Below are 21604 nucleotides of genomic sequence, written 5' to 3'. Positions count from 1 at the left end.
GCATTGGAACAGGGCTTGGTCATGGATCGGCGATGGCCGTATCCCGTATGAACATGGTCCTCAGCCTCCAATAACGTCCAGAACCATCTCGGTCAATCTGTCGATCGTGAGTTGATCCAGGGGGCGCTGCAGCTGATACATGTCCACGGATCCCGACAGCCGGGTCGTGCATTCAAAATGCCACGGGGTTAGACCACTCTCCGCAAGAAGCGAGCTGCGGTAGGTATGGCGGTAGAGAAGCGGCAGGCGCTCCAAGCCCACGATTTCCCGAATCTCGGGCTTCGGGCAGTCCGTTTTGAGCAGCTCGAACACGCCGGCCAGCGGAATCGGGTCGGATACAAACTTGGAGAGAACCGGGACTGCATACTTCGTTTCCCGGTCGAATAGAGCACGGAGACCGCCCGCGTCCATGCCAAACGTGTCAAGGCTGTCCTGCCAAAGTTTCTGCTGCGGGTAGGCAGGGGCTACTTGAGGTATTTGCTCCGAATCCATCGTTACGGCGATGACATCGTCGGTCAGCAGCTCGCATCCCCGCTGCAGCAGGGCGGATGCCAGCGTGGACTTGCCGTGTCCGGAATGGCCGACCAGGGCGTAAGCCTTGCCGTTCATGACGACGGCGCTTCCGTGCAGGGGCAAAATCCTTCTCTGCATCAGAATGGCCCCCATGCAGGTCCCGAGGACATACAGCCGGATCTGATCCTCGTCCGCGTCTGCATCCGGCGAGACGTAAATGTCGGTTCCGTTCTCTGCGCTGAACACGGCCAGCTTCGGAATCCGGAACATCACCTGCTGCTCGCTTACGGCGAATCTGTTGACGGGCGTTTCCTGCCGTGCCCAGGCATCGGCAAGATCGGCCAAGCCGATCCGCACCTGGATGTCTTGGCCGAAATGCTCGATCGGCCGGAGCTCGGGCAGCGGGATTTCGCTTTCTATCGTGAGCCCGAAGGCTGTATATATCGCTGGTTTGATCATATCTTTTCTCCGCTTCGTCAAAAGAATGTGGATATAAGAACAGCCCTTACCCCATATAATTGGGACCAAGGGCTGCTCCTGTTCGCTCGGTTATGAATTGGAATTAGCTGTAGAAGACAGGATCATCCGGGTCCGGTTGGAAAGAGTCCGGTTTGCCTTTTCCGGGGCCAGCCATCGTCATGCTGACTTCCAATACTTCCAGTTCAGGTGTAGTCCATTCTTTTTTCATCGATTTCACCTCCTTTCAAAAGTTTCGCTCCAGAAAGCGGTACACGATCAAGCTCCGCATCAGCACCTTAATGGCCGGGCTGTAGGCCTGGCTTGGGTGCATCCCGTTTCTGGCTTCGTTAAGCGCTTCGCGTACGACAGGGATATTCAGCACCTGCTGCATGCGGGAATCCCGGCACAAATGATCCAGCTCCCGGATCATTTGCTCCCACTGCGGAGCCATCCGGTGGAGGATATCGGCCGCCTGTATTCCCTTGAGCCGCTGATTCAGCCTGACGCTGTCGGGGAGATAGCCTTGAGCAGAACGTCTGATCAATGCGCGGTCGAGCCCGTTCTGCACATACTGCTCCAGCGGTACCGACAGGCTGAATCGGATGACGCGCAGGTCGTTGGTCGGATCATGCGCCCACAGGGGATACTGCAGCGACAGCTTGCTGACGCTCGTTCCGGTCGTGCTCCAAACGTTATAGCTGTCAAAATGATACTTTCTCGCCTCAACCGGGTCAGAGGGAAGATCTTCGCCCGATCCGATCTCGGTGAACTGCCTGTCCGTCAGCTTGTCGTAAACGCCGGCCCGTCTGGCGAATTCCGGGTTGACCAGCTGTGGAAATTCATTGGCGGACGAGGCGATAGTCTTGCGTTTCAGAAGCGGAAAAGCCTGCTTGCACAGCTCGGTTATGATGCGCTTTCGCCCCACTCCAATGTTCATACTGTATTGGTTAATCTCCCCGCGCAGGCGGACCCATGCCAATTTCTTCATCAGCTTGGCGTAATAGTCCAAAGCGTTGCCCCAGGAGATGCTGTAATTTCCTCTTGCGCCGTTCAGCAGAATGCCCACCCCGCGCTCATGCGCCTGTTCGTAAATTCCTCTAAGCCAGAACGAATTTTCAAAAAATTTGTAGGGTGTCTCCATAATATCCAGCCAGTGGTCGATATCGGTAAACGGGCTGCGGCCGTTAAAGCTCAGGTAGCTGTCCTCAATGTTGCCCGCATGCTGGACTGTCTGCCGGATGAGCGGTCTTTCGTCGGCCAGTCTTCGCTTGGGCGTCCAATCCTCGAAGCCGTCTTCGGGAACGTAGCTGAACGTATGCAGCTTCCTGTGGTCACGATCCAGCGCTTTGGCCGCAAAGCCGGCAACCGATCCGGAATCCAGTCCCCCGCTTAAATGTGCTCCGACCATCCGGCTTGTCCGCTGCAGCCTTGAGGTCACGGCACGGTTGAACACGTCACGGAAAGCTTCCTGATATTCTTCGGATGACTTGAGCTGCAGGGGGGAAGTCTCCGTCAAGCTGTAGTATCTGGAGACGGACACCTGACGGCTGCGGATCGTAAGTGTATGCGAAGGGGGCAGCTGCTCGATATGCCGGTAAATTGTCGTAGATAAGTCCGGCGGCTCAAAGACCCCGCTGATGGCAAGAAACTCGGCCAGCCAAGGTTCGTTCAGCTCCTGATGAACATATGGCAGGGCTAACAGCGGACGAATGGCCGTACAGAAAGCCAGCTGTTCCCCATTCCGGTGATAATATAGCGTGCGCGCACCGGAGAAATCCCGGGCTCCGAACAGCATCTGCTTGTTCTCGTCCCAAATTATAAAAGCAAAGTCGCCGACCAAACGCTCCGGCATCGACTCTCCCCATTTTTCGTAAGCGAGCAGCAGAATTTCCCCATCCGTCATGGCTTGTCTTGCCCGGAGAGGGACCTGAAGCCCATCCATCAGCTCATCCCGGTTATCGATGATGGCGTCGGCGGTAATGGCCAGCCTGCGTTCTGCGCAATAGAAGGGCAGCAATTCGTGGGCAGCCTGCTGTGTGATCCACTGGGCGTGACAGCCGAACCATACATGGCCGTGCTGCCATACCGAACTCCGGTCCGCCGGATACCGCTTCAGCGACTCCATAATGGGCGCTCCGGCGCTGACGTCCAGGGGGTCTTGGCTATACCGGTAAATCCCCGCAATTGCGCTCATGACATCTTCCTCCGTTATGTACCTTACAAACAATTTGCGACAATATGTATCTAGTTCTTCTGTATCATACTACATGTATACATATTGTATCAACATATTTTTTCAGCGCGCGAAATTTAGTGAATTGGGATGAGGAAAGATTACCTGGTTTGCTTTTTGTCGGATCGAAGAGCCGAACGCGGAGTCCGCGCCGCTGCTGTTCTGGCACGGGTTGTCCGCTTGATATAAGTCTGGAGCATAAGGCAGAACAGGTAAGCGCAGAGGATGCCGAACGTATCGTTCACGATGTCGTAAATCCGCCCGCTCCGAAAAAAATACAGCTGAAGAACCTCGGTTAACGCTGCATAAAGGATCGCGGAGATGACAGCAAGCTTCGAGCTGCGCAAGTTGGACAAGAGCAGTTCCAATAGAAAGAAACCGATAAAATGCCCAATTTTCCGGTTGATCCAGGCCTCGCTCGACCACTGTAAATCAAGCTTAATCAGCTCACTCCAATCGGGTGAGGGGTTGAGCCGGAATTCCGCCTGGTGATAGTGGAGAAGGGCGTTGAAATCGAAAGAACAGGTAAAGACGAACAGGCAGACCGCCCAGATCAGGGTGAGAAAAATACGCATAATTCCTCCTTCATTTAAAGCGCTTCCATTATATATGTGTCCGTTCTGAGATGATGGAAGGCGGGTTTGTGATACATAATGTAACTTTTTTCGGCAAGTATATAGCAGCATTTTTCGAATTTCAAGTTTGCGGGTCGTCACTTTTTTAACGCACGAGAGAGGGACAGGGGATTTTAGCTGTCTGAATACCATGGAAATGCGGATGAAAGCGGTTTTACGCTGCATAATCATGTCGCTTTTCGAAAAAAATTAGAGTCATTTGCTTGACATGATACATTTTGTATCGTAAAGTGTAGGATGAATAATACATACTGTATCGGTAAGGTATGACCCACAACTGCAGTTGAAAAATGATTAGCGGGGGTAGCGTGTTTATGGAGCTTAAACAGTATTTTCGGATCATTGTAAAAAAGTGGTGGTTAATTGCGGCGATTGTCGTTATTGCCGTTGCGGCTACCGGAGTCAAAAGCCTCTACCTCACGACGCCGGTCTATGAGGCCAACGCCAAACTGATCGTAAACCAATCCGCCTCTGCGGACGGCGGGGCCAGCCTGAATGCCGGAACGATCCAGACCAGCATATTCCTCATTAACTCCTATAAAGAAATCATCAAGTCGTCCGCCATTATGAACAAAGTCGTGCAAAAATATCCCGATCTGAAAGCATCGCCCAGTGAACTTGCAGCGATGATCTCGGTCACTTCGGCCAACGATTCGCAGGTCATGAATCTGGTGTACCAGGATCCGTCCTATACCCGGGCGGCCAAAATCGTCAATGCCGTCTCCACGGTGTTTAAGGAACAGATTCCCCGCATTATGAATGTGGACAATATTACGATTCTTAGCGAAGCCGACACCAAGGCCACCCCTGGACCGATCAACATTAACCCGGTCATGAACATGCTGATCAGCTTCGTCGTTTCCCTGATGCTCGCCATCGGACTGGTTTTCCTGCTTGACTATCTGGACGATACGGTGAGAACGGAAGCCGAGGCTGCGGAAATTTTGGACATGCCGGTGCTTGCGGTCATCACTGAAATGAACCGGGCGGATTTGAAAACCCGAAGCGGCACAAGTATACCAAATCAAAAAGTAGGTGAAGGCAAGTATGCGACGCTCAATCAATAAAGAAGCCCTGATCGTATCCGGGAATCCAACCTCCCGGGTATCCGAAGCATACCGGCTGCTCCGGACCAAAATTCATTTTTCCCCCAAAGACGCGGCGCATCAGGTCATCATGGTCACATCGACGCGTTCTTCCGAAGGTAAAACGACAACGGTCAGCAATTTGGCGATGACCTACGCGATGGAAGGCCGGAAAGTGCTCCTGATTGACGCGGATATGCGCAAGCCGGCGCTGCATGACATCTATTCCCTTTCCAACCGGCACGGGCTGAGTACGGTGCTGGCCGGGGACGTGCTGGTGCAGCAGGCCATTCAGGAGACGGGCATCAATCATTTATCCCTGCTGACGGCAGGCCCCGTGCCGGCGAATCCGGCGGAGCTAATGGACTCGGCAGCCATGCGGGACATGCTGGTGCAACTCCGGCAGGAGTACGACGTCATCCTCATCGATACACCGCCGGTGCTTGCGGTATCGGACGGTGTCATTACGAGTGCATTATGCGATGGTGTCATCCTGGTGGTTGCCGCGGGCAAGGTCAAACGGAGCCACCTGCGGGCGGCCAAGGAACAGCTGGATCATGTGAAGGCTAACATGCTGGGGCTGGTGCTTAACCGAAGCGGCCGTGACCAGCAGGCATTTGCTGCGGATCATTACGGTATGCAGGCTCAATAAAAACGTGGTTTTCAAAAAGGTAATGCCTACTGCACCTTTATCACTGGAGGCACTCGGTCACGCTGTGGGTCCTATGGACCTTAGACATTTATTGTCGAGGGTGTGATGTGAGGACGGGTTGAATGCCCTGTTTTTAGAAAATGGAGCTATGGTCTTTTCTTTTTTTGCGAAGAGCATATAGCTAGGTTTTCTACATACACAGCATGCATCTGGGGTACAAAGAAAAATATAAAAAGATGGGTAGTGAATGAGATGAGGAAAGTGAAAAAAGCGATTATTCCCGCCGCGGGGCTTGGAACCCGGTTCTTACCCGCGACCAAGGCGATGCCGAAGGAAATGCTGCCGATCGTCGACAAGCCGACGATTCAGTACATTGTGGAAGAAGCGGTGGCATCCGGAATCGAGGACATTATTATCGTGACGGGCAAAGGTAAGCGCTCCATCGAGGACCATTTCGATCATGCGTTTGAGCTGGAGAACAATCTGTTCAGCAAGGGGAAGTTTGATCTGTTGGACGAAGTCCGCCGATCCTCCAACGTGGAGATTCACTACATACGCCAAAAGGAAGCCAGAGGGCTGGGGCATGCCGTGTGGTGCGCCCGCAACTTCATTGGCAACGAGCCCTTTGCGGTGCTGCTGGGGGATGACATCGTGCAGTCCGAGGTGCCGTGCATCCGTCAGCTGGTGGAGCAGTACGAGCAGGTTGGAAAGTCCGTCATCGGCGTGCAGACCGTTCCTAGCGAGCAGACGCACCGGTATGGGGTGGTTGCGCCTCTGGAGAAGTTCGGACGTTTACACGAAGTGAGCTATTTTGTGGAGAAACCGCCGGCAGGCCAGGCTCCGTCGAATTTGGCGATTATGGGCAGGTATGTGCTGACACCGGAAATTTTCAGCTACCTGGAGCTGCAGGAAGAAGGAGCCGGCGGGGAAATTCAGCTGACCGACGCCATTCAGAAGCTGAACGAGAGTCAAGGCGTCTATGCTTACGATTTCGAAGGCACGCGTTACGATGTCGGCGAGAAGCTTGGCTTCATCATGACGACGCTGGATTTTGCGCTGCAGTACGAAGAACTGCGCACACCGCTGCTGCAGGGGATGGAGCATATTCTCGAGCGGGAACAGCTCGGCAAAATAAATCGCTAGGAGGTGATAGGTGGTGATCTCTCCCACACCGCAAAGAAACGAGTCGGATGTCGCATTCGAGGGCACGCCGGCGTACTCGCCATATGTTCTGGAGAACGAGAATCCCCGGGTCATCTATCAGGCGTTTAAAAGAGCGACGGATATCGTCCTTGCGCTGATCGGTCTCGTCGTGCTCTCACCGCTGTTTCTAGTCGTTGCGCTTCTGATTAAACTGGAGGACCCTAAGGGGTCCGTTTTTTTTGGACAAACCCGTGTCGGTAAAGACGAAAAGCCGTTCCGGATGTACAAGTTCCGCTCCATGGTATCCAATGCCGAAGAGCTGCTGGATGGACTTCTGGAGCAAAATGAAATCAGCGGCGCCATGTTCAAAATGAAAAAGGACCCGCGCATCACCCGGGTGGGTGCATTCATCCGCAAAACGAGCATCGACGAGCTTCCGCAGCTCTGGAACGTCGTGCGTGGAGACATGTCCCTCGTCGGCCCCCGGCCGGCCCTGCCGCGGGAGGTCGCGGAATACAGCAGCTACGATATGCTGCGCCTGAGGGTCATCCCCGGGTGCACCGGCCTCTGGCAGGTGAGCGGGCGTAACGAGCTGAGCTTCAGCGAGATGGTGGAGTTGGATTTGCGGTATATCGAGCAGCGCGGCGTTATGATGGATTGGAAGATTCTACTTAAGACTCTAACAGTATTTATTAATTCGAAAAATGCATTTTAATGAGGTTGAAAAGATGCGTAATAATATAGTCATCGCCCATAGTCTTTACACACCCAATATCATCGGTGGTGCCGAAGTTTCCACCCAAATTCTGGCGGAAACAATGGCGAAGAAATATTCAGTAAAAGTAATAACAGTAGGCCCTCAAAATGAAAGAAAAGTGAGCAAGGAGTTAGTGAATGAGATTGAAGTATTAAGACTTCATCACGCTAATCTTTACTGGCTTGGAGATACGGACAGAAGTAAGAGTACCTTGGATAAAATTCGGTGGAGATTTAATGACGTTTATAATATTAAACAGTATAAAGTCATTAAAAGTATTCTTAAGGAGGAATCTCCAAAAATTCTTCATACTCAGAATTTACCGGGGCTAAGCTTATCTATTTGGAGGGCAGCGAAGGAGTTAAATATTCCAATTGTTCATACACTAAGAGATTTTTCGTTGTTGGAACCTGTCCCCATTAAATCCTACTCTCATCTCTACCAAAGAATAGCAAGGTCACTTAGCCGTTCTGTATCAAAGGTTATTGGCATTTCTAATGACGTTTTGGATAAGCATCTTCAAATGGGGTACTTTCCTAACGCAATTCCTTATATAATACCGAATGTCGTTGAAGATAAACTAGAGAACCGCGACTTATATATCAAGAAGGAATTAAGTCATCTTAGTCCACTTATGATCGGATATTTTGGACAGCTAAGCTCAGTTAAAGGAATTGAGTATTTAATTCAGGCCGTACAGAGCCTTCCTTCATATATAGTTGGAAAGTTATTGATATTTGGAGAAGGGCCAGAGAGGGAGCATTTAGAGGAGCTTTCGAATGAGGATAAACGCATACAATTTATGGGCAAGCTAGATCGTACAGAAGTTTCAAGAGAGATGAGCCGAGTCGATTTAACGGTTGTACCCTCAATTTGGGATGAACCGTTCGGAAGAGTCATTATTGAATCCTACCAGGTGGGGACAAATGTGTTGGCCTCAAATGTAGGAGGAATCCCGGAAGTGTTGATCGAGAAAGACTTGAATTTATTTAAGCCCAAAGATTCCAATTCTATAAGCCAAGCCATCTTGGAATATTATCATCTGCCGCTTGACCACAAAGTTGAAATGAAATGTAAATGTTATGAGCATAGCAAAAAATTCAATACTTCGTCTCTTTTTTTGGAACATGAGAAAATATATCAAAATCTGATATATGTAAAATAATCCGTAAAGCGGAGGAAACTATGTCCAAGATGTTATTGATTACTAGCAGGTTACCATACCCAAACATAGATGGAAGGAAAAATATTCTGTCACAATATATCCACGAGTTTAAAGAAATGGACCCTGAAGGAAAGATAATCAATATATCTTATGTAGATGATCCAAGTTATCTAAATAAAAGACCGAAAACTATTGATTTTCATGAATCAATAGAATACCCGGGTTTTATCGAAAAATTATTAAATATTTTTTTATATACAATCATATTAAGAAAATGGCCGCTTCAGGTTAGTTTGTATTATAGCAGAAGGGCAAAAACAAAAATAACTAAACTTATAGAACACTACGAACCAGACTATGTTTTTTTTGATATGATTCGTGTTGCAGAATATTTCATCAAAGGTGCGCAAACAAACATCATGAACTACGATGATTTACTCTCAACCCGATATGCAAGGCAGTATGAATGGGTTGAGTATACACCATCATTGGGGAACGTCCAGAATGTAATACCAAAAAGAATTAAGGATATTTTCGATAACAGGTTACTCAAACAATTTATTTTAAAATTTGAGAGTAATTTAACGAGAAAGTATGAATTAAATATTTCAAAAAGATTTGAACATTTAGTTTTTACATCTCCTAAAGAAGCAGAGTTCTTTAAGGAAGTTACTCAGCATCCGTCCTGTTATGGAATTCCGATGAAATATGATGTTAATAATCGATCAAATAAAAGACAATATAATAAATATAAAATTGTATTTACAGGTAAAATGAATGTTCCACACAACACTTCGGCAGTGTTGTTTTTTTGTGAAAAAATTTGGCCGAAATTAATAGAAAAAGTCCCGGATTTAGTTTTTTATGTTGTTGGTTCATGCCCTACAGAAAGTATTTTGGACCTTTCCAATAAATATAAAAACGTTGTAGTAACAGGTGAGGTTGACAATATTAATGAGGTTATTTGTGACGCTGCATTGCTTGTTGCCCCCCTGTTATTTGGTACAGGAGTAAAAACCAAAATTATTGAGGCAATGTCAATTGGTGTTCCTGTAGTTACCAACGAAATTGGAATGGAAGGCATTAATGCAAGAACAAAATTAGATTATTATCACTATCAAAATGAAGAAGAATTAATCCAAGCTATACTGAATTTAATTGAGGATGAAAGAGAAAATGAAAGGCTGTCCAATAACTCCATGTTGTTTGTTCTAAAAAATTTCAGTGATGCCAGTATAAAAGAAAAATGGGTACAGATTTTGGCCTAAGGAAAGAAATTAGATTAATTCACTGGGGGATATATGAATACAACCACTATTGATTGGGAAAAGGGGGATATCTCCCATAAGAAATTAATGGTTATTTTTTTTACCTTTTTCTTATTCTATATAACTGTTTACGGTACGATGTCAATATTCATGACAAATATCAGTCTACGATCTGTTAAGGATTTAATATTACTCGTAATGGTATTTTACGGTTTTGTTTATTCTTTCAATCATAAGTTGTTGAGCCACTTATTAATCTTTATTTATGGATCGTTGTACTTGATATCCCTGACCAGCATATTAGTTAGTCATGATTTGCTTTCTTTTATCTATGGAGTAAAAATCTCTTTGTTGCCAATGGGTATGATATTTTTCGGCCCGATCATTGCGGGCCAGTACAACTTTAAAAAAAATCTTGTAGTTATCTATTTTATATTGGTAACGGTATGGCTCATACAATATTATCTGGGCATTGATCGATTGATGGAAATGGGGTTTGTTTATGGAGTAAACATTAAGCATTTTTCAGGACAACTAAGACTCCCTTCAACAGTTGGCGCTCCTGATAATTACGCTATGTACATCGCATTAATTAGTGCAGCTATTAACACTCAGCTAAGGGGTAAACTTCGAGCTCTATTTCTCATCCTGTCTACTGTTCTAGTTATCTTGTCAACTTTAAGGACAGCCATCTTGTTCTGGTTGGTTTATATTTTGGTAACAGTAATTCTTAAATTAGTAAAGTCATCTAAAAGAATGCGTAGCTTTATTACATCAATAATATGTTTTATGGGTTCATTTGGTATAATGCTTCTCCCAGTTTTTACAAATACTTCTTATGCATCTTCCAAATCGTTTATCGATCGACTAACGCATTGGTTTGATTTTGTACAACCTTTAAACAGTGTAGAAGGAATTATCGGCCGGGGGATGGGAATTGTTGGTGCGGCCAGCCGAAGAATATCCGACTTAAATATAAATTCCTTAGATTACCCAGTTGATAACCAGTACATTGCGTTGTTTGAGCAGATAGGGTTAATGGGAATTTGTTTCGTTTTCTTTTTTATGTTGGTTAGCGCCTATCTTTTATACAAAAAGGGCTCTGATGAAGGCCTGGCCATCTTGCTGGCCACATCGTTTTCTTGCTTAGTAACTAATACCTTGGAGTTGTACCCGTTCAATGTTTTATTCTGGGCTTTGATTGGAATGTGCATAGTTAATCCATCCATTTTAAAAAGAAAAATTACCATAACAAGTGAAAGGAGATGATGCTGTGGGGAAGATTATAGGGATAGATGCCAGAAAATTAGAAAATAACAAGGCAGGCATTGGAAAGTATACTTTCAATTTGATAAGGGAAATATTGGAAATAGATCAACATAACACATACATTTTGTATACGAATAATCCCGTTCCTATTGATTTTGGGAAAGAAAATTGTATTCTAAAATGCTTACCAGTGAAGGCTAGACACCGATTAACCAAAAAAATAAAAAGCCCTTTCTGGCAAAATTTTAATCTTAGAAATAAGTTGATAGACGATCAAGTCGATATCTTCTTTTCGCCTAATTTTTTTAAACCATTATTTTATAGAGGTGATGCTTTTTTAACGATCCATGACTTGACTTTTATTACTGTTCCAAAGGCATTCTCTATGATACAGCGCTGGTATAATCGCCTGTTCCTTTTTTTATCCCTGCAAGGCAGAGTTGAAATTTTTACAGTGTCGAATCATTCTAAACAGGATATATTAAAGCATTACGGGAGAATTCAAGAAAACAATGTCCATATAACATATTGTGCCGTTGATACCAGTATGTTTAAACCGCTTTCGAAATTGGATTTGGACAGGAATGAATTAGTAAAAAAGAAATATGGTTTGCCCGATCGATACATTTTATTTGTAGGAACTATTGAACCTAGAAAAAACTTGAAATCACTATTGAAATCTATGTCTTATCTAAAAAAAGAAGGTCAGTCGCAATTGCCATTATTGATTTGTGGTTCAAAAGGATCTGGATACCAAGAACTGATCAAACAAATCGAAGTATTGGAATTAAAAGATCAGGTTAAGCTAACAGGCTACATAGCGGATGAGGACTTACCATATCTCTATGCAAATGCAACTTTGTTTGTATATCCATCTTTATATGAAGGGTTTGGCATCCCACCATTAGAGGCAATGGCATCTGGCGTGCCAGTAATTACTTCAAATACTTCGTCTATTCCTGAAGTAGTAGGTGAGGCTGCTATTTGCATTGACCCCAACAATGAAAAAGAAATGTTCGAAAAAATCAGTCTTTTATTGAATGATACTCAACTACGGGACAAGCTTATTAAACAAGGCCTAGAAAGGGCGACTTTTTTTAGATGGAGTAATTCAGCACGTCGGTTTTTGAGTGTTTTAAATCAACATGGATGAGTTTGAGTTGGATTCTATTGTAAAGTCGGGATGACAAAACATGGTAAAGCATGGCTTGATTTACTTTATAGCGAAGCTGTTTGCCGGAGCGGTCGGGTTTTTATCGATTGTCCTTTATACCCGGATGCTTATACCGGATGAGTATGGCCGGTATGCGTTGGTCCTCGTATATGTGAACCTGATTAATTCCTTGTTGTATCAATGGTTTCGTTTGGGACTGATTCGATATATCCCGAGATATCACAACGATAAGGGCAAATATAACAAACTTCTCAGTACTGTGATCGTCTGTTACCTCGGATGCTGCCTGTTCACTCTTTTAGCAGGGGGCATCCTTGTGTTTGTGGGTATCCAATCCGCAGTGCAGATGGCAGTGACACTGTTTTTCCTGTGGACGGCGGCCTGGTTTGAGCTGTCGCAGGCCGTGCAGCGCTCCAATTTGAAGCCAGTCCGCTTTACGATGATGACCGGGTTGAAATCGGCGGCAAGCCTCGGATTTGGGGTGCTCGCCTTGGCGATGGGATATGGCGAAGTGGGCCTGCTGATCGGGATTTCACTTGGGACCTTCGTGGCTAATGTAGTGTTCATCCGGGAATGGAACATTCGAGCAGGATGGTCGGTAGACCGCTCCATTCTGGTAGAGCTGGTGAAGTATGGGCTTCCGCTTATCATTAGCGGTGGAATGGCCTACATCATGCAGTCGATTGACAGGGTGATGATCGGCTGGTTAGAGGATGAGTCTGCTGCAGGGATCTACTCCGTTACTTTCGATTTTGCGCTCCAGACTGTGGGCATGTTAATGCTCATTGTAAACTTAAGCGCACTGCCGCTGGTCATACGGCGACTGGAGACTGAGGGGTACGAATCAGCGCAAGGGCAATTGACACAAAATTATCAACTGCTGCTAGGCATTTCTCTTCCGGCGGTGCTTGGATTAACCATTTTATCAGGTAATATTACGGGCGTCATATTCGGGAAAGATTACGCGCAGGAGGCTGCTGTTATCTTACCTTTCATTTCTTTTGCAATGCTTTTTCAAGGCTTAAAAAGCTACTATACAGACAACTCCTTTCAGTTAGGGAGAACAACCTACTTGCAGGCCATTCCCGTATTGATTGGCATTGTACTAAACGTCGTCATGAATATGGTGCTCATTCCCCGGCTTGGGCTCACTGGTGCAGCGATATCCTCATTGACGGCATACTTATGTTCGTTCCTGGCAAATTGGTTTGTGGCCAGGAGCGTTTTTTATTTACCGCTCCCCCATGCGGAAAGCGTGAAAATTATTGGATCTTCCCTCGTGATGGGACTGGTCCTTTTCCTGCTTAAGGGACAGACAGGGCTGCTACCTTTAATCTGCCAAATCGCAGTAGGAGCTGTCGTATATGCGGCCATGTTCGTCATCTTGAATATCATGAATGCTCGTACGCTCCTTATGCGAAAGCTGTCGGTCGTAAGACAGAAACGGCTGGCCAAGTCGGATGCTTGAACAAAACGAAATGGGACCAATTCGGAACAGGGGTGTGAATGAGTATGAAAATCGTACTATTGTCCGGCGGAAGCGGCAAGCGGCTGTGGCCCTTGTCCAATGACGCCAGATCGAAGCAATTTTTGAGAGTGCTGGAAACCAGTACAGGGGAGCGAATCTCCATGCTGCAGCGAGTATGGGACCAGTTAGCGGCTGAAGGTTTCAGGCAGGACTCCTGCATTGCGACAAGCAAAGGGCAGGTCGACATGATCCAAAGCCAAATTGGAAGCGAGGCTGAGATCGTGATCGAACCGGAGAAAAGAGACACATTTCCGGCGATTGCTCTTGCGGCGTCTTACTTATATTCGATGAAGGATATGCCGCTGGATGAAGTCATGATCGTTATGCCTGTGGATCCCTTCGTGGAGCAACCCTTCTTCAATCGGCTCCGGAAGCTGGAGAGAGTGGTACAAACCTCGGGGGCGGACCTGGCTTTACTTGGAGTTCTTCCAACGTACCCATCCGAAAAATACGGGTATATTGTTCCTAAGAACATGGAAGACAACATTTCTGACTATTTACAGGTACACAGCTTTCGGGAAAAGCCCCGCGAAGAAGAAGCCGCCAAGATGATCCGCCAAGGCGCGCTTTGGAATTGCGGGGTTTTTGCTTTTCGGCTCGGATTTATCATCGACATGTTAATCGAGAGAAAACTGCCGATTCACTACGAGGAGGCTGTAAGGCAATATGGTCGTTTTCTCAAGACGAGCTTTGATTATGAAGTAGTGGAAAAAACAGAACGGATCGTGGTCATGCCTTATGACGGTGAATGGAAGGACTTGGGGACTTGGAATACGCTGACAGAGGAAATCGCCTCCCCATTAATCGGGAAAGGAACGCTGTCACCGGATTCCCAAAATACTCATGTCATTAATGAACTGGACATTCCCGTCACGGCGATTGGTGTATCCAACCTTATCATTGCGGCTAGTCCAGACGGCATTCTTGTATCCGATAAAGAGGCAAGTCCAAGAATTAAGGAACTGCTGAACTCGGACGAGCTCCGGCCAATGGTCGAGGAACGACGCTGGGGCAGATATCGAGTATTAGACTTTTTGAAATACGAGGACGGACAGGAAGTACTGACGAAGCGAATTTGTATTCAGGCCGGCAAAAATTTGAGCTATCAATACCACCACAAGCGGAAGGAAGTATGGACGGTCATTGCGGGCTCCGGTGAAATGATACTGGACGGGCACTATCGACGGATTACTACTGGTGATGTCATTGTCATACCAGCTCAGAGCAAACACAGCCTGAAGGCCGCAACCGATATGGAGATTATTGAGGTTCAAACGGGAACGGAACTGGTGGAGGAAGATATCGTAAGGCTGGCAATGCACTGGGAGGAAATTCTTCAATTTTGTTTTATCTGACGAAGAATTCATTAAGAGTGAGGTGTCTGAAATGAAAATTACAGTCGTCGGGACGGGATACGTCGGCCTGGTATCCGGGGTTTGCTATGCTGAACTCGGGCACGATGTCATTTGTGTGGACAAAGACGAGGAGAAAATTCGAAAGTTGGATAAAGGGGAAATTCCCATTTATGAGCCTGGGCTGCAGCCGCTCGTCATTCGGAATTCTGCGGAAGGCCGATTGCGTTTCCAAACCGAGTTGAAAGAGGCGGTTACCGCCTCAGATATTATCATTATTGCTGTTGGCACCCCGTCATTACCGAACGGGGAGGCAAACCTTTTTTATATTGAACAAGTGGCTAGTGAAGTCGCAGAGGTTATTGACCGTTATAAGGTCATTTGTATTAAGAGCACCGTTCCCGTTGGAACTAACGAACGCATACGGTATTTGATTCAAAGCCAGTCGCCGATTCACTTCGACAGCGTTTCGCTGCCTGAATTTCTTCGAGAGGGATCGGCCGTTCAGGATACGCTGCATCCGGACCGAATTGTTATAGGCGCGGAGAGCGAGCAGGCAGCTGAGATTATGCGGAAGCTTCACCAAGGGCTGACCGAACATATCCTCGTCACCGATATCCGCAGCGCGGAGATGATCAAGTATGCCTCCAATGCTTTTCTCGCGACAAAGATTTCCTTTATCAACGAAATCGCGAACATTTGCGAGAAAGTCGGAGCGGATATCACCAAAGTGACGGAAGGCATGGGATACGACAACCGCATCGGCTCCTCTTTTTTGAAAGCGGGGATCGGATACGGAGGCTCTTGTTTTCCAAAAGACACCCAAGCCCTGATTCAAATTGCCGGTCAAATGAATTACGACTTCAAGCTGCTGAAATCGGTGGTCGAAGTCAACCGCGGACAGCGCTTTAACGTCATTCGTAAGCTGGAGCAGCTGCTTGGCGAGCTCTCCGGAAAAACCGTTGGCATTTGGGGGCTCGCCTTCAAACCGGAAACGGATGATGTCCGGGATGCGCCTTCCATCGAAATTATCCAATCGCTTATTGATCGCGGAGCAGTCGTCAAGGCTTACGATCCAATTGCGACAAACAACTTTAGCAGCGTGCTCGGTTACGCCAATGTCAAATATTGCGAAACAGCGCGAGAGGCAGCTCAGGAGACGGATGCCCTGTGCATTCTGACAGAATGGCAGGAATTTAAGCAGATCTCGCTTTATGAGCTTGAAACCTGGATGAAAAGTCCGAACCTCATTGACGGACGGAATATTTATTCGGAAGAAGAGATCGCAAAGACACAATTTGCTTATTACTCCATTGGCCGGCCCAACCTGAACAAAGGGATTCGCGAGCGGAGCCCGGTCTTTATGATGCAGGGATGAGAGGAAGAAATGTGAATGAATAACTCGCTGAATACGAGTGATTTTTCCAGGGAATTGTCGCTGCTTCTCCGAATTATTGGATCCGGACCGTGGGAGGAAGAAGATTTAGAAGGGTTAGACTGGCAGGAATTGATCCGCCTTGCTTATCATCACCGGGCCTATCCGTTGTTGTATGTGCGTTTAAAGGAACGGGGCTATGAGAGTGTCCCGCGCTCTGTAATGGATTCGCTGTATTCCAAATATTCCGCTAATGTGATCAGCATGCTGCGTCTTAGCTCCGAAATGGAAAAGATCAACTCTGCATTGATGAAACATCAAGTTGAAGCAATATTCCTGAAGGGGCCGGTTCTAGCACAGCAGCTATACGGGGACTTGTCGCTTCGGACCTCCAAAGATCTCGATGTGTTGGTTTCCCCCCGACACTTGGAAAAAGCGGAAGGGATTTTGAATGAGTTAGGCTATGTCACCGAGGACGAGAAAACTTTGGGCTCCTGGAAACGGAAAAAACACCATATCAGTTACGTGCATCCGCTCTACTTTACCCAGGTGGAACTGCACTGGCGGATGAGTGCGGAACTGCCCGGGGCCTCTTTCACAACTCTATGGGATCGGCGCACAACGATCTCCTTCTCCGGACGGCCGATCCATTACTTAAGCGACGAGGATCTATTTATGTACTTGGTGTCGCATGGCGCGAGACATGGCTGGTTCCGCCTTCGGTGGTTATGTGATATGGACCGGATGATACGAAAAAAATCATTCGATGTTCACAAGTTATTGGAACACTACCATCGGCGGAAGGAGCGAGATCTAGCCGGACAGGCGGTCATTTTAACGAATCGACTGTTGTCAACGCCATTGGGCGGTGACCTGGAAGAGTTATCCCGTAATGTGTATGCGGAGGAGCTTGCAAGAGCATCGCTGTTTTTCATCAGGAACCCTGTTGATTTATCCCCTAACGGTGACAAGGGAATATTGGCATACTACAAGCGGTATTTATATTCTTTAATGTCGAGAAGAGAAAAGCTGTCGTTGATCATGGATTATCTTTACCCTAGCACAAAGGATGTTTCGCTGCTGCCACTGCCTAAATTACTGCATTTCCTCTATTTTCCCCTACGTCCGTTTCTGTGGTTTTGGCGCTATGTATTCAGTAAAGAGCCCGTGAACAACGGCTGATCCCAAAACCGAAAGAAAAGAGGAGAGGCATGCAAGTGAATCAACGGTTTAAGGTCAATCCCGCTATTTTGGTTACAGGCGGTGCGGGATTCGTAGGGGGCAATTTTCTGAGACTAATGCTTCCGAAGTATCCTTCATACCGCTTCATTAATCTCGATAAGTTGACCTATTCGGGAAATATACAAAATATCGCCGTCTTATCAGATTATAACAATTTCACCTTTATTCAAGGCGATATTTGCGACCGGGACCTGGTAGATGCCATCATCAGGGAGCACCAGATCGATGTTATCATCAATTTTGCCGGTGAATCCCATGTAGACCGGAGCATAGCAGATCCGGTAACATTCGTCGCCACGAATATCAATGGAACGCAATCTCTACTTGACGCCGCAGTCCGCTATGACATTGGGCTGTTTCTGCAGATCTCGACGGACGAAGTCTATGGTTCTTTGGATGACACAGGTTATTTTACGGAAAACTCCCCAATTGCCCCTAACAATCCGTATTCGGCCAGCAAGGCTGGAGCGGATATGCTGATTCATTCCTACAGCAATACGTATGGACTGCCGTTTAATATCGTCCGGTTCGGCAATACATACGGCCCTGCACAGCACCCGGAGAAGCTCATTCCTATGGTCATCATGAACGCTTTGCAGGACAGGAAGATTCCGATCCATGGCGAGGGGCTCAGCATTCGCGACTGGGTCTATGTTCGTGATAACAATACGGCAATCGACCGCGTGTTGCACCTGGGGCGCAGTGGAGAGGTATACAACATCGGTTCACATCAGGAAGTGAAGACGATTGACGTCACGCATTTTATTCTGGATATGCTCGGGAAACCCCGAAGCCTCATTGAGTTCATCCCGGATAGGCCGGGTCAGGATTACCGGTATGCCAACAATCCGGCAAAAATTATGAATGAACTCGGATGGAAACCCGAATACAGGTTTGCAGAAGGGTTGAAACAAACCGTGGATTGGTACATGCAGCACGTAGGTTGGTGGCAAGAGCCGAATAGTCGTAGCTGTGAATCTAACATCCCGATGGGTTCTCAACAAATTATATGAGAAAGAGGTAGGTCAATCATGAGTACAGCAGAAATCGCTGCAGCCAACATCATCTCCCAATCCCCCGGCTATCTCGTCAGCGACATGGATGGGGAAAAAGTCATGCTCAGCATTGAAACCGGCAAGTATTACAACCTGGGGCAGATCGGCGGGCGGATCTGGGAGCTGATTGCTGCGCCGATCAGCCTGACGGATCTGGTGGCCCAATTGGTCGAAGAGTATGATATCGGGCCGGAGGCCTGCGAGCAGCAGGTGCATCCGTTTCTGAACAAGCTTGCGGCCGAAAGCCTGATCCAGGTGAGAAACGGGCATGAGCTGGAGTAGGCAGCTGCGCGCTTTTGTCCGTTTTCCATGGGCCCAGAAGATGATGTATGCCGAAGCCTATGTGCTCCTGGCATGGGGAAGAGTGCTGAAGGCACTCCCGTTCGCCAAAGTTGCCCCTTCCTTGGGGAGCTATATGAAGGAGACACCGGCGCTCGAGCTTGACCGGGAAAAATTGCTGACAATCCGTCAAGTATCCAAAGCCGTTCACGGCATGAGCCGGTACACCTGGTGGGAGAGCCAATGCCTGGTCAAGGCGATCGCCGCCATGAAAATGCTGAAGCGCCGCGGCCTGTCGAGCACGCTTTATTTGGGTAGCGGCAGGGACGAACAGGGACGGCTGGCGGCTCATGCCTGGCTGCGCTGCGGGTCGTACATCGTGACGGGAAGAGAAGGACACGAGAAGTATACGGTTGTGGGCATTTTCGGAAACGGAGCGGCAGCGGACCGAGAGGCCGGGCTCATGACGCGGCAATCCGGATAAGGAGCTACGTACAATGAAGGATTTATTCTACTATATTCGTAAAATCCAGCGGGTCGCCGGAGGCAAACTGTACCTGAACATGTCCATGACCATTCTCATCAGTCTATTGGACGGCATCGGCATGTATTTGATCGTTCCGCTGCTGGGCATGATCGGCCTGCTGCAAATGGATTCGGGGAGCCTGCCGTTTTTGGCCCCGCTTACCGGGATGATCCATTCCTGGTCCCTGCAGCTCAGCCTGCCACTGGTTCTGGCCGTCTATGTCCTCATCCTGGGTGGACAAGCGCTGCTGCAGCGAAGCCAGACCCTCCTGAATGCAAGGATTATTCAATCTTTTATCCGGACGCTGCGGACCGAGACGTATGAAGGGCTGCTGCGGGCCAAATGGGAGTTTTACCTGCGCAAACGCCGGTCGGATTTCAACCATGTGATGTCCAACGAGCTGGGCCGGGTCAATTACGGCACGACTTTATTTTTACAGATGGTGACGTCGCTGATCTTTACCGTGCTTCAAATTGCCCTGGCGCTGTGGCTGTCGCCGGCGTTGACATTGATGGTGCTGGTCAGCGGGGGACTGCTGGCTCTGTTTGCACGGAGGTTTGTGCGCAGGTCCAAGCGGATCGGCGAGGAGACCACCGAGCTGTCCAAGCATTATTTTGCAGGGATCAGCGACCATTTCGGCGGCATTAAGGATATCAAAAGCAACCGGCTGGAGGCGTCCCACATCCATTGGTTCCGTAAGCTGACTTATCAGATGGAGCATAATTTCCTCGAGTTCGGCCGGGTGAACTCCATGTCACAGGTCATTTACCGCCTGTCCTCCGTCGTGCTGGTCGCAGCATTTATGTACATGGCGATCGCGGTACTGCATACTCCGCCGGAGCAGCTGATTACGGTTGTGCTCATTTTCACCCGGCTGTGGCCAAGGTTTATCGGCATTCAGTCAAATATGGAGCAGCTCAGCTCGAATCTGCCAGCGTTTCATGACATGCGGAAGCTGCAGCAGGAGTACGAAGCGGAGCAGGAGCTGATCAGCCCGGAAGCGGCGGGGGCTTCTAAGCTTGCCTTGGCAGACGGAATCAGCTGCGCCCATGTCAGCTACCGGTACAACCCCAAGGAGCCGCAATATGCACTGCGCGATATTAATGTCCAGATTCCGGCGAACCGCATGACCGCCATCGTCGGCAAATCGGGCGCCGGGAAAAGCACCCTGGTCGACCTGCTGATGGGACTGATCCATCCGGAAGAGGGCGAAGTACGGGCGGACGGCATCTCGCTGCAGCGTGAACACCAGCTGCTGGCGCTGCGCGGCTCGATCGGATACGTAGCGCAGGATCCGTTCCTGTTCAACGAGAGCATCCGCTACAATTTGCAGCTGGTGGACCCGGATGCGCAGGATGACGATCTATGGCAGGCGCTGGAGTTTTCGGCCTCGGCCGAGTTTGTCCGCAAGCTGCCGCAAGGATTGGACACGGTCATCGGGGACCGGGGCGTTCGCTTGTCAGGTGGGGAGCGCCAACGGCTAGTGTTGGCCCGCGCGATTTTGAAGCGGCCGAGCATCCTTGTTCTGGATGAAGCGACAAGCGCGCTCGACAGCGAAAATGAGCTTCTGATCCAGCAGGCGCTGGAACGCCTAAAGGGAAGCATGACCATGATTGTGATCGCCCACCGTCTGTCCACCATCCGGAACGCGGACCATGTGATCGTGATGGAGCAGGGCGAGGTCATCCAGCAGGGCGGCTATTTGCAGCTGTCGCAGGAGAGCAAAGGTTCCTTCAGCAAACTGCTGAGCTACCAAAGCGGAGCTCAAATGCAGGTATGATCCATATGAACAGCAGCCCCCGGGAGTGCGTTCGCGCTCTGCGGGGGCTGCTGTTTTATTTAACGTAAGATGGCGTCCAAAGAGAAGCATTCCCTGGAACCTCAGCCTTTTTTT

20 protein-coding genes are annotated in these 21604 nt (G+C 48.3%); 16 read left to right on the top strand and 4 right to left on the bottom strand.

The genetic code is table 11. The features are described from left to right. Positions 1–60 precede the first annotated feature (60 nt). The 4 genes from FHS19_RS18260 to FHS19_RS18245 all read right to left on the bottom strand — a co-directional run bounded on the left by FHS19_RS18260 (position 61) and on the right by FHS19_RS18245 (position 3780). Positions 61–972, bottom strand: coding sequence for an aldolase (locus FHS19_RS18260; protein WP_183583291.1), 912 nt, complete (start codon positions 970–972; stop codon positions 61–63). 103 nt (positions 973–1075) lie between these two features. Next, positions 1076–1201, bottom strand: coding sequence for a paeninodin family lasso peptide (locus FHS19_RS18255; RefSeq protein WP_105441696.1), 126 nt, complete (start codon positions 1199–1201; stop codon positions 1076–1078). 15 nt (positions 1202–1216) lie between these two features. Continuing rightward, positions 1217–3166 carry an asparagine synthase-related protein gene (locus FHS19_RS18250; RefSeq protein WP_183583290.1) on the bottom strand — a complete coding sequence of 650 codons (1950 nt, stop codon included), beginning with the start codon at positions 3164–3166 and terminating at the stop codon, positions 1217–1219. Between the two features lie 140 nt (positions 3167–3306). After that, positions 3307–3780, bottom strand: a complete 474-nt coding sequence (locus FHS19_RS18245) for a VanZ family protein (protein ID WP_183583289.1) — start codon at positions 3778–3780, stop codon at positions 3307–3309. Between the two features lie 374 nt (positions 3781–4154). Between FHS19_RS18245 and FHS19_RS18240 the strand changes: the two genes are divergently transcribed. The 16 genes from FHS19_RS18240 to FHS19_RS18165 all read left to right on the top strand — a co-directional run bounded on the left by FHS19_RS18240 (position 4155) and on the right by FHS19_RS18165 (position 21490). After that, positions 4155–4907, top strand: coding sequence for a YveK family protein (locus tag FHS19_RS18240; RefSeq protein WP_183583288.1), 753 nt, complete (start codon positions 4155–4157; stop codon positions 4905–4907). After that, on the top strand, positions 4888–5577 hold the full coding sequence (locus FHS19_RS18235; RefSeq protein ID WP_183583287.1) for a CpsD/CapB family tyrosine-protein kinase: 690 nt from the start codon (positions 4888–4890) through the stop codon (positions 5575–5577). The genes FHS19_RS18240 and FHS19_RS18235 overlap by 20 nt, the downstream gene beginning before the upstream one ends. A 252-nt stretch (positions 5578–5829) precedes the next feature. Next, positions 5830–6720: a UTP--glucose-1-phosphate uridylyltransferase GalU gene (gene galU, locus FHS19_RS18230; RefSeq protein WP_183583286.1), complete on the top strand. Its 891-nt coding sequence runs from the start codon at positions 5830–5832 to the stop codon at positions 6718–6720. Positions 6721–6736: 16 nt separating this feature from the next. Beyond that, positions 6737–7435, top strand: coding sequence for a sugar transferase (locus FHS19_RS18225; protein WP_183583922.1), 699 nt, complete (start codon positions 6737–6739; stop codon positions 7433–7435). 13 nt (positions 7436–7448) lie between these two features. Then, the gene (locus FHS19_RS18220) at positions 7449–8642 is read left to right on the top strand and encodes a glycosyltransferase family 4 protein (protein ID WP_183583285.1); all 1194 of its coding nucleotides are present in this window, start codon (positions 7449–7451) and stop codon (positions 8640–8642) included. A 20-nt stretch (positions 8643–8662) separates the two neighbouring features. Next, positions 8663–9910, top strand: a complete 1248-nt coding sequence (locus tag FHS19_RS18215) for a glycosyltransferase family 4 protein (protein ID WP_183583284.1) — start codon at positions 8663–8665, stop codon at positions 9908–9910. Positions 9911–9943: 33 nt separating this feature from the next. Continuing rightward, positions 9944–11179 carry an O-antigen ligase family protein gene (locus tag FHS19_RS18210; RefSeq protein WP_183583283.1) on the top strand — a complete coding sequence of 412 codons (1236 nt, stop codon included), beginning with the start codon at positions 9944–9946 and terminating at the stop codon, positions 11177–11179. A gap of 4 nt (positions 11180–11183) precedes the next feature. Next, the gene (locus tag FHS19_RS35525) at positions 11184–12332 is read left to right on the top strand and encodes a glycosyltransferase family 4 protein (protein ID WP_183583282.1); all 1149 of its coding nucleotides are present in this window, start codon (positions 11184–11186) and stop codon (positions 12330–12332) included. Positions 12333–12372: 40 nt separating this feature from the next. Continuing rightward, positions 12373–13821: an oligosaccharide flippase family protein gene (locus tag FHS19_RS18200; protein WP_183583281.1), complete on the top strand. Its 1449-nt coding sequence runs from the start codon at positions 12373–12375 to the stop codon at positions 13819–13821. Between the two features lie 44 nt (positions 13822–13865). After that, positions 13866–15236 carry a sugar phosphate nucleotidyltransferase gene (locus tag FHS19_RS18195; protein WP_183583280.1) on the top strand — a complete coding sequence of 457 codons (1371 nt, stop codon included), beginning with the start codon at positions 13866–13868 and terminating at the stop codon, positions 15234–15236. A 31-nt stretch (positions 15237–15267) separates the two neighbouring features. Next, positions 15268–16611 (top strand): UDP-glucose dehydrogenase family protein, encoded by a 1344-nt coding sequence (locus tag FHS19_RS18190; RefSeq protein WP_183583279.1) that lies wholly within the window; start codon positions 15268–15270, stop codon positions 16609–16611. Between the two features lie 15 nt (positions 16612–16626). Continuing rightward, positions 16627–17790 (top strand): nucleotidyltransferase domain-containing protein, encoded by a 1164-nt coding sequence (locus tag FHS19_RS18185; RefSeq protein ID WP_183583278.1) that lies wholly within the window; start codon positions 16627–16629, stop codon positions 17788–17790. 35 nt (positions 17791–17825) lie between these two features. Beyond that, positions 17826–18863 (top strand): dTDP-glucose 4,6-dehydratase, encoded by a 1038-nt coding sequence (rfbB, locus tag FHS19_RS18180; protein ID WP_312887260.1) that lies wholly within the window; start codon positions 17826–17828, stop codon positions 18861–18863. Positions 18864–18881: 18 nt separating this feature from the next. Next, positions 18882–19187, top strand: coding sequence for a lasso peptide biosynthesis PqqD family chaperone (locus FHS19_RS18175; protein ID WP_183583276.1), 306 nt, complete (start codon positions 18882–18884; stop codon positions 19185–19187). Next, positions 19174–19668, top strand: a complete 495-nt coding sequence (locus FHS19_RS18170; RefSeq protein ID WP_183583275.1) for a lasso peptide biosynthesis B2 protein — start codon at positions 19174–19176, stop codon at positions 19666–19668. The genes FHS19_RS18175 and FHS19_RS18170 overlap by 14 nt, the downstream gene beginning before the upstream one ends. Positions 19669–19681: 13 nt before the next feature. Beyond that, the gene (locus tag FHS19_RS18165; RefSeq protein ID WP_183583274.1) at positions 19682–21490 is read left to right on the top strand and encodes an ABC transporter ATP-binding protein; all 1809 of its coding nucleotides are present in this window, start codon (positions 19682–19684) and stop codon (positions 21488–21490) included. Positions 21491–21604: the final 114 nt, after the last annotated feature.

Origin of the sequence: Paenibacillus rhizosphaerae, assembly GCF_014192015.1 — a bacterium.
GTDB lineage: Bacteria > Bacillota > Bacilli > Paenibacillales > Paenibacillaceae > Paenibacillus_AQ > Paenibacillus_AQ rhizosphaerae.
Note: the sequence above shows the minus strand (reverse complement) of the source record. Positions and strands in the feature narration are given on the sequence as shown.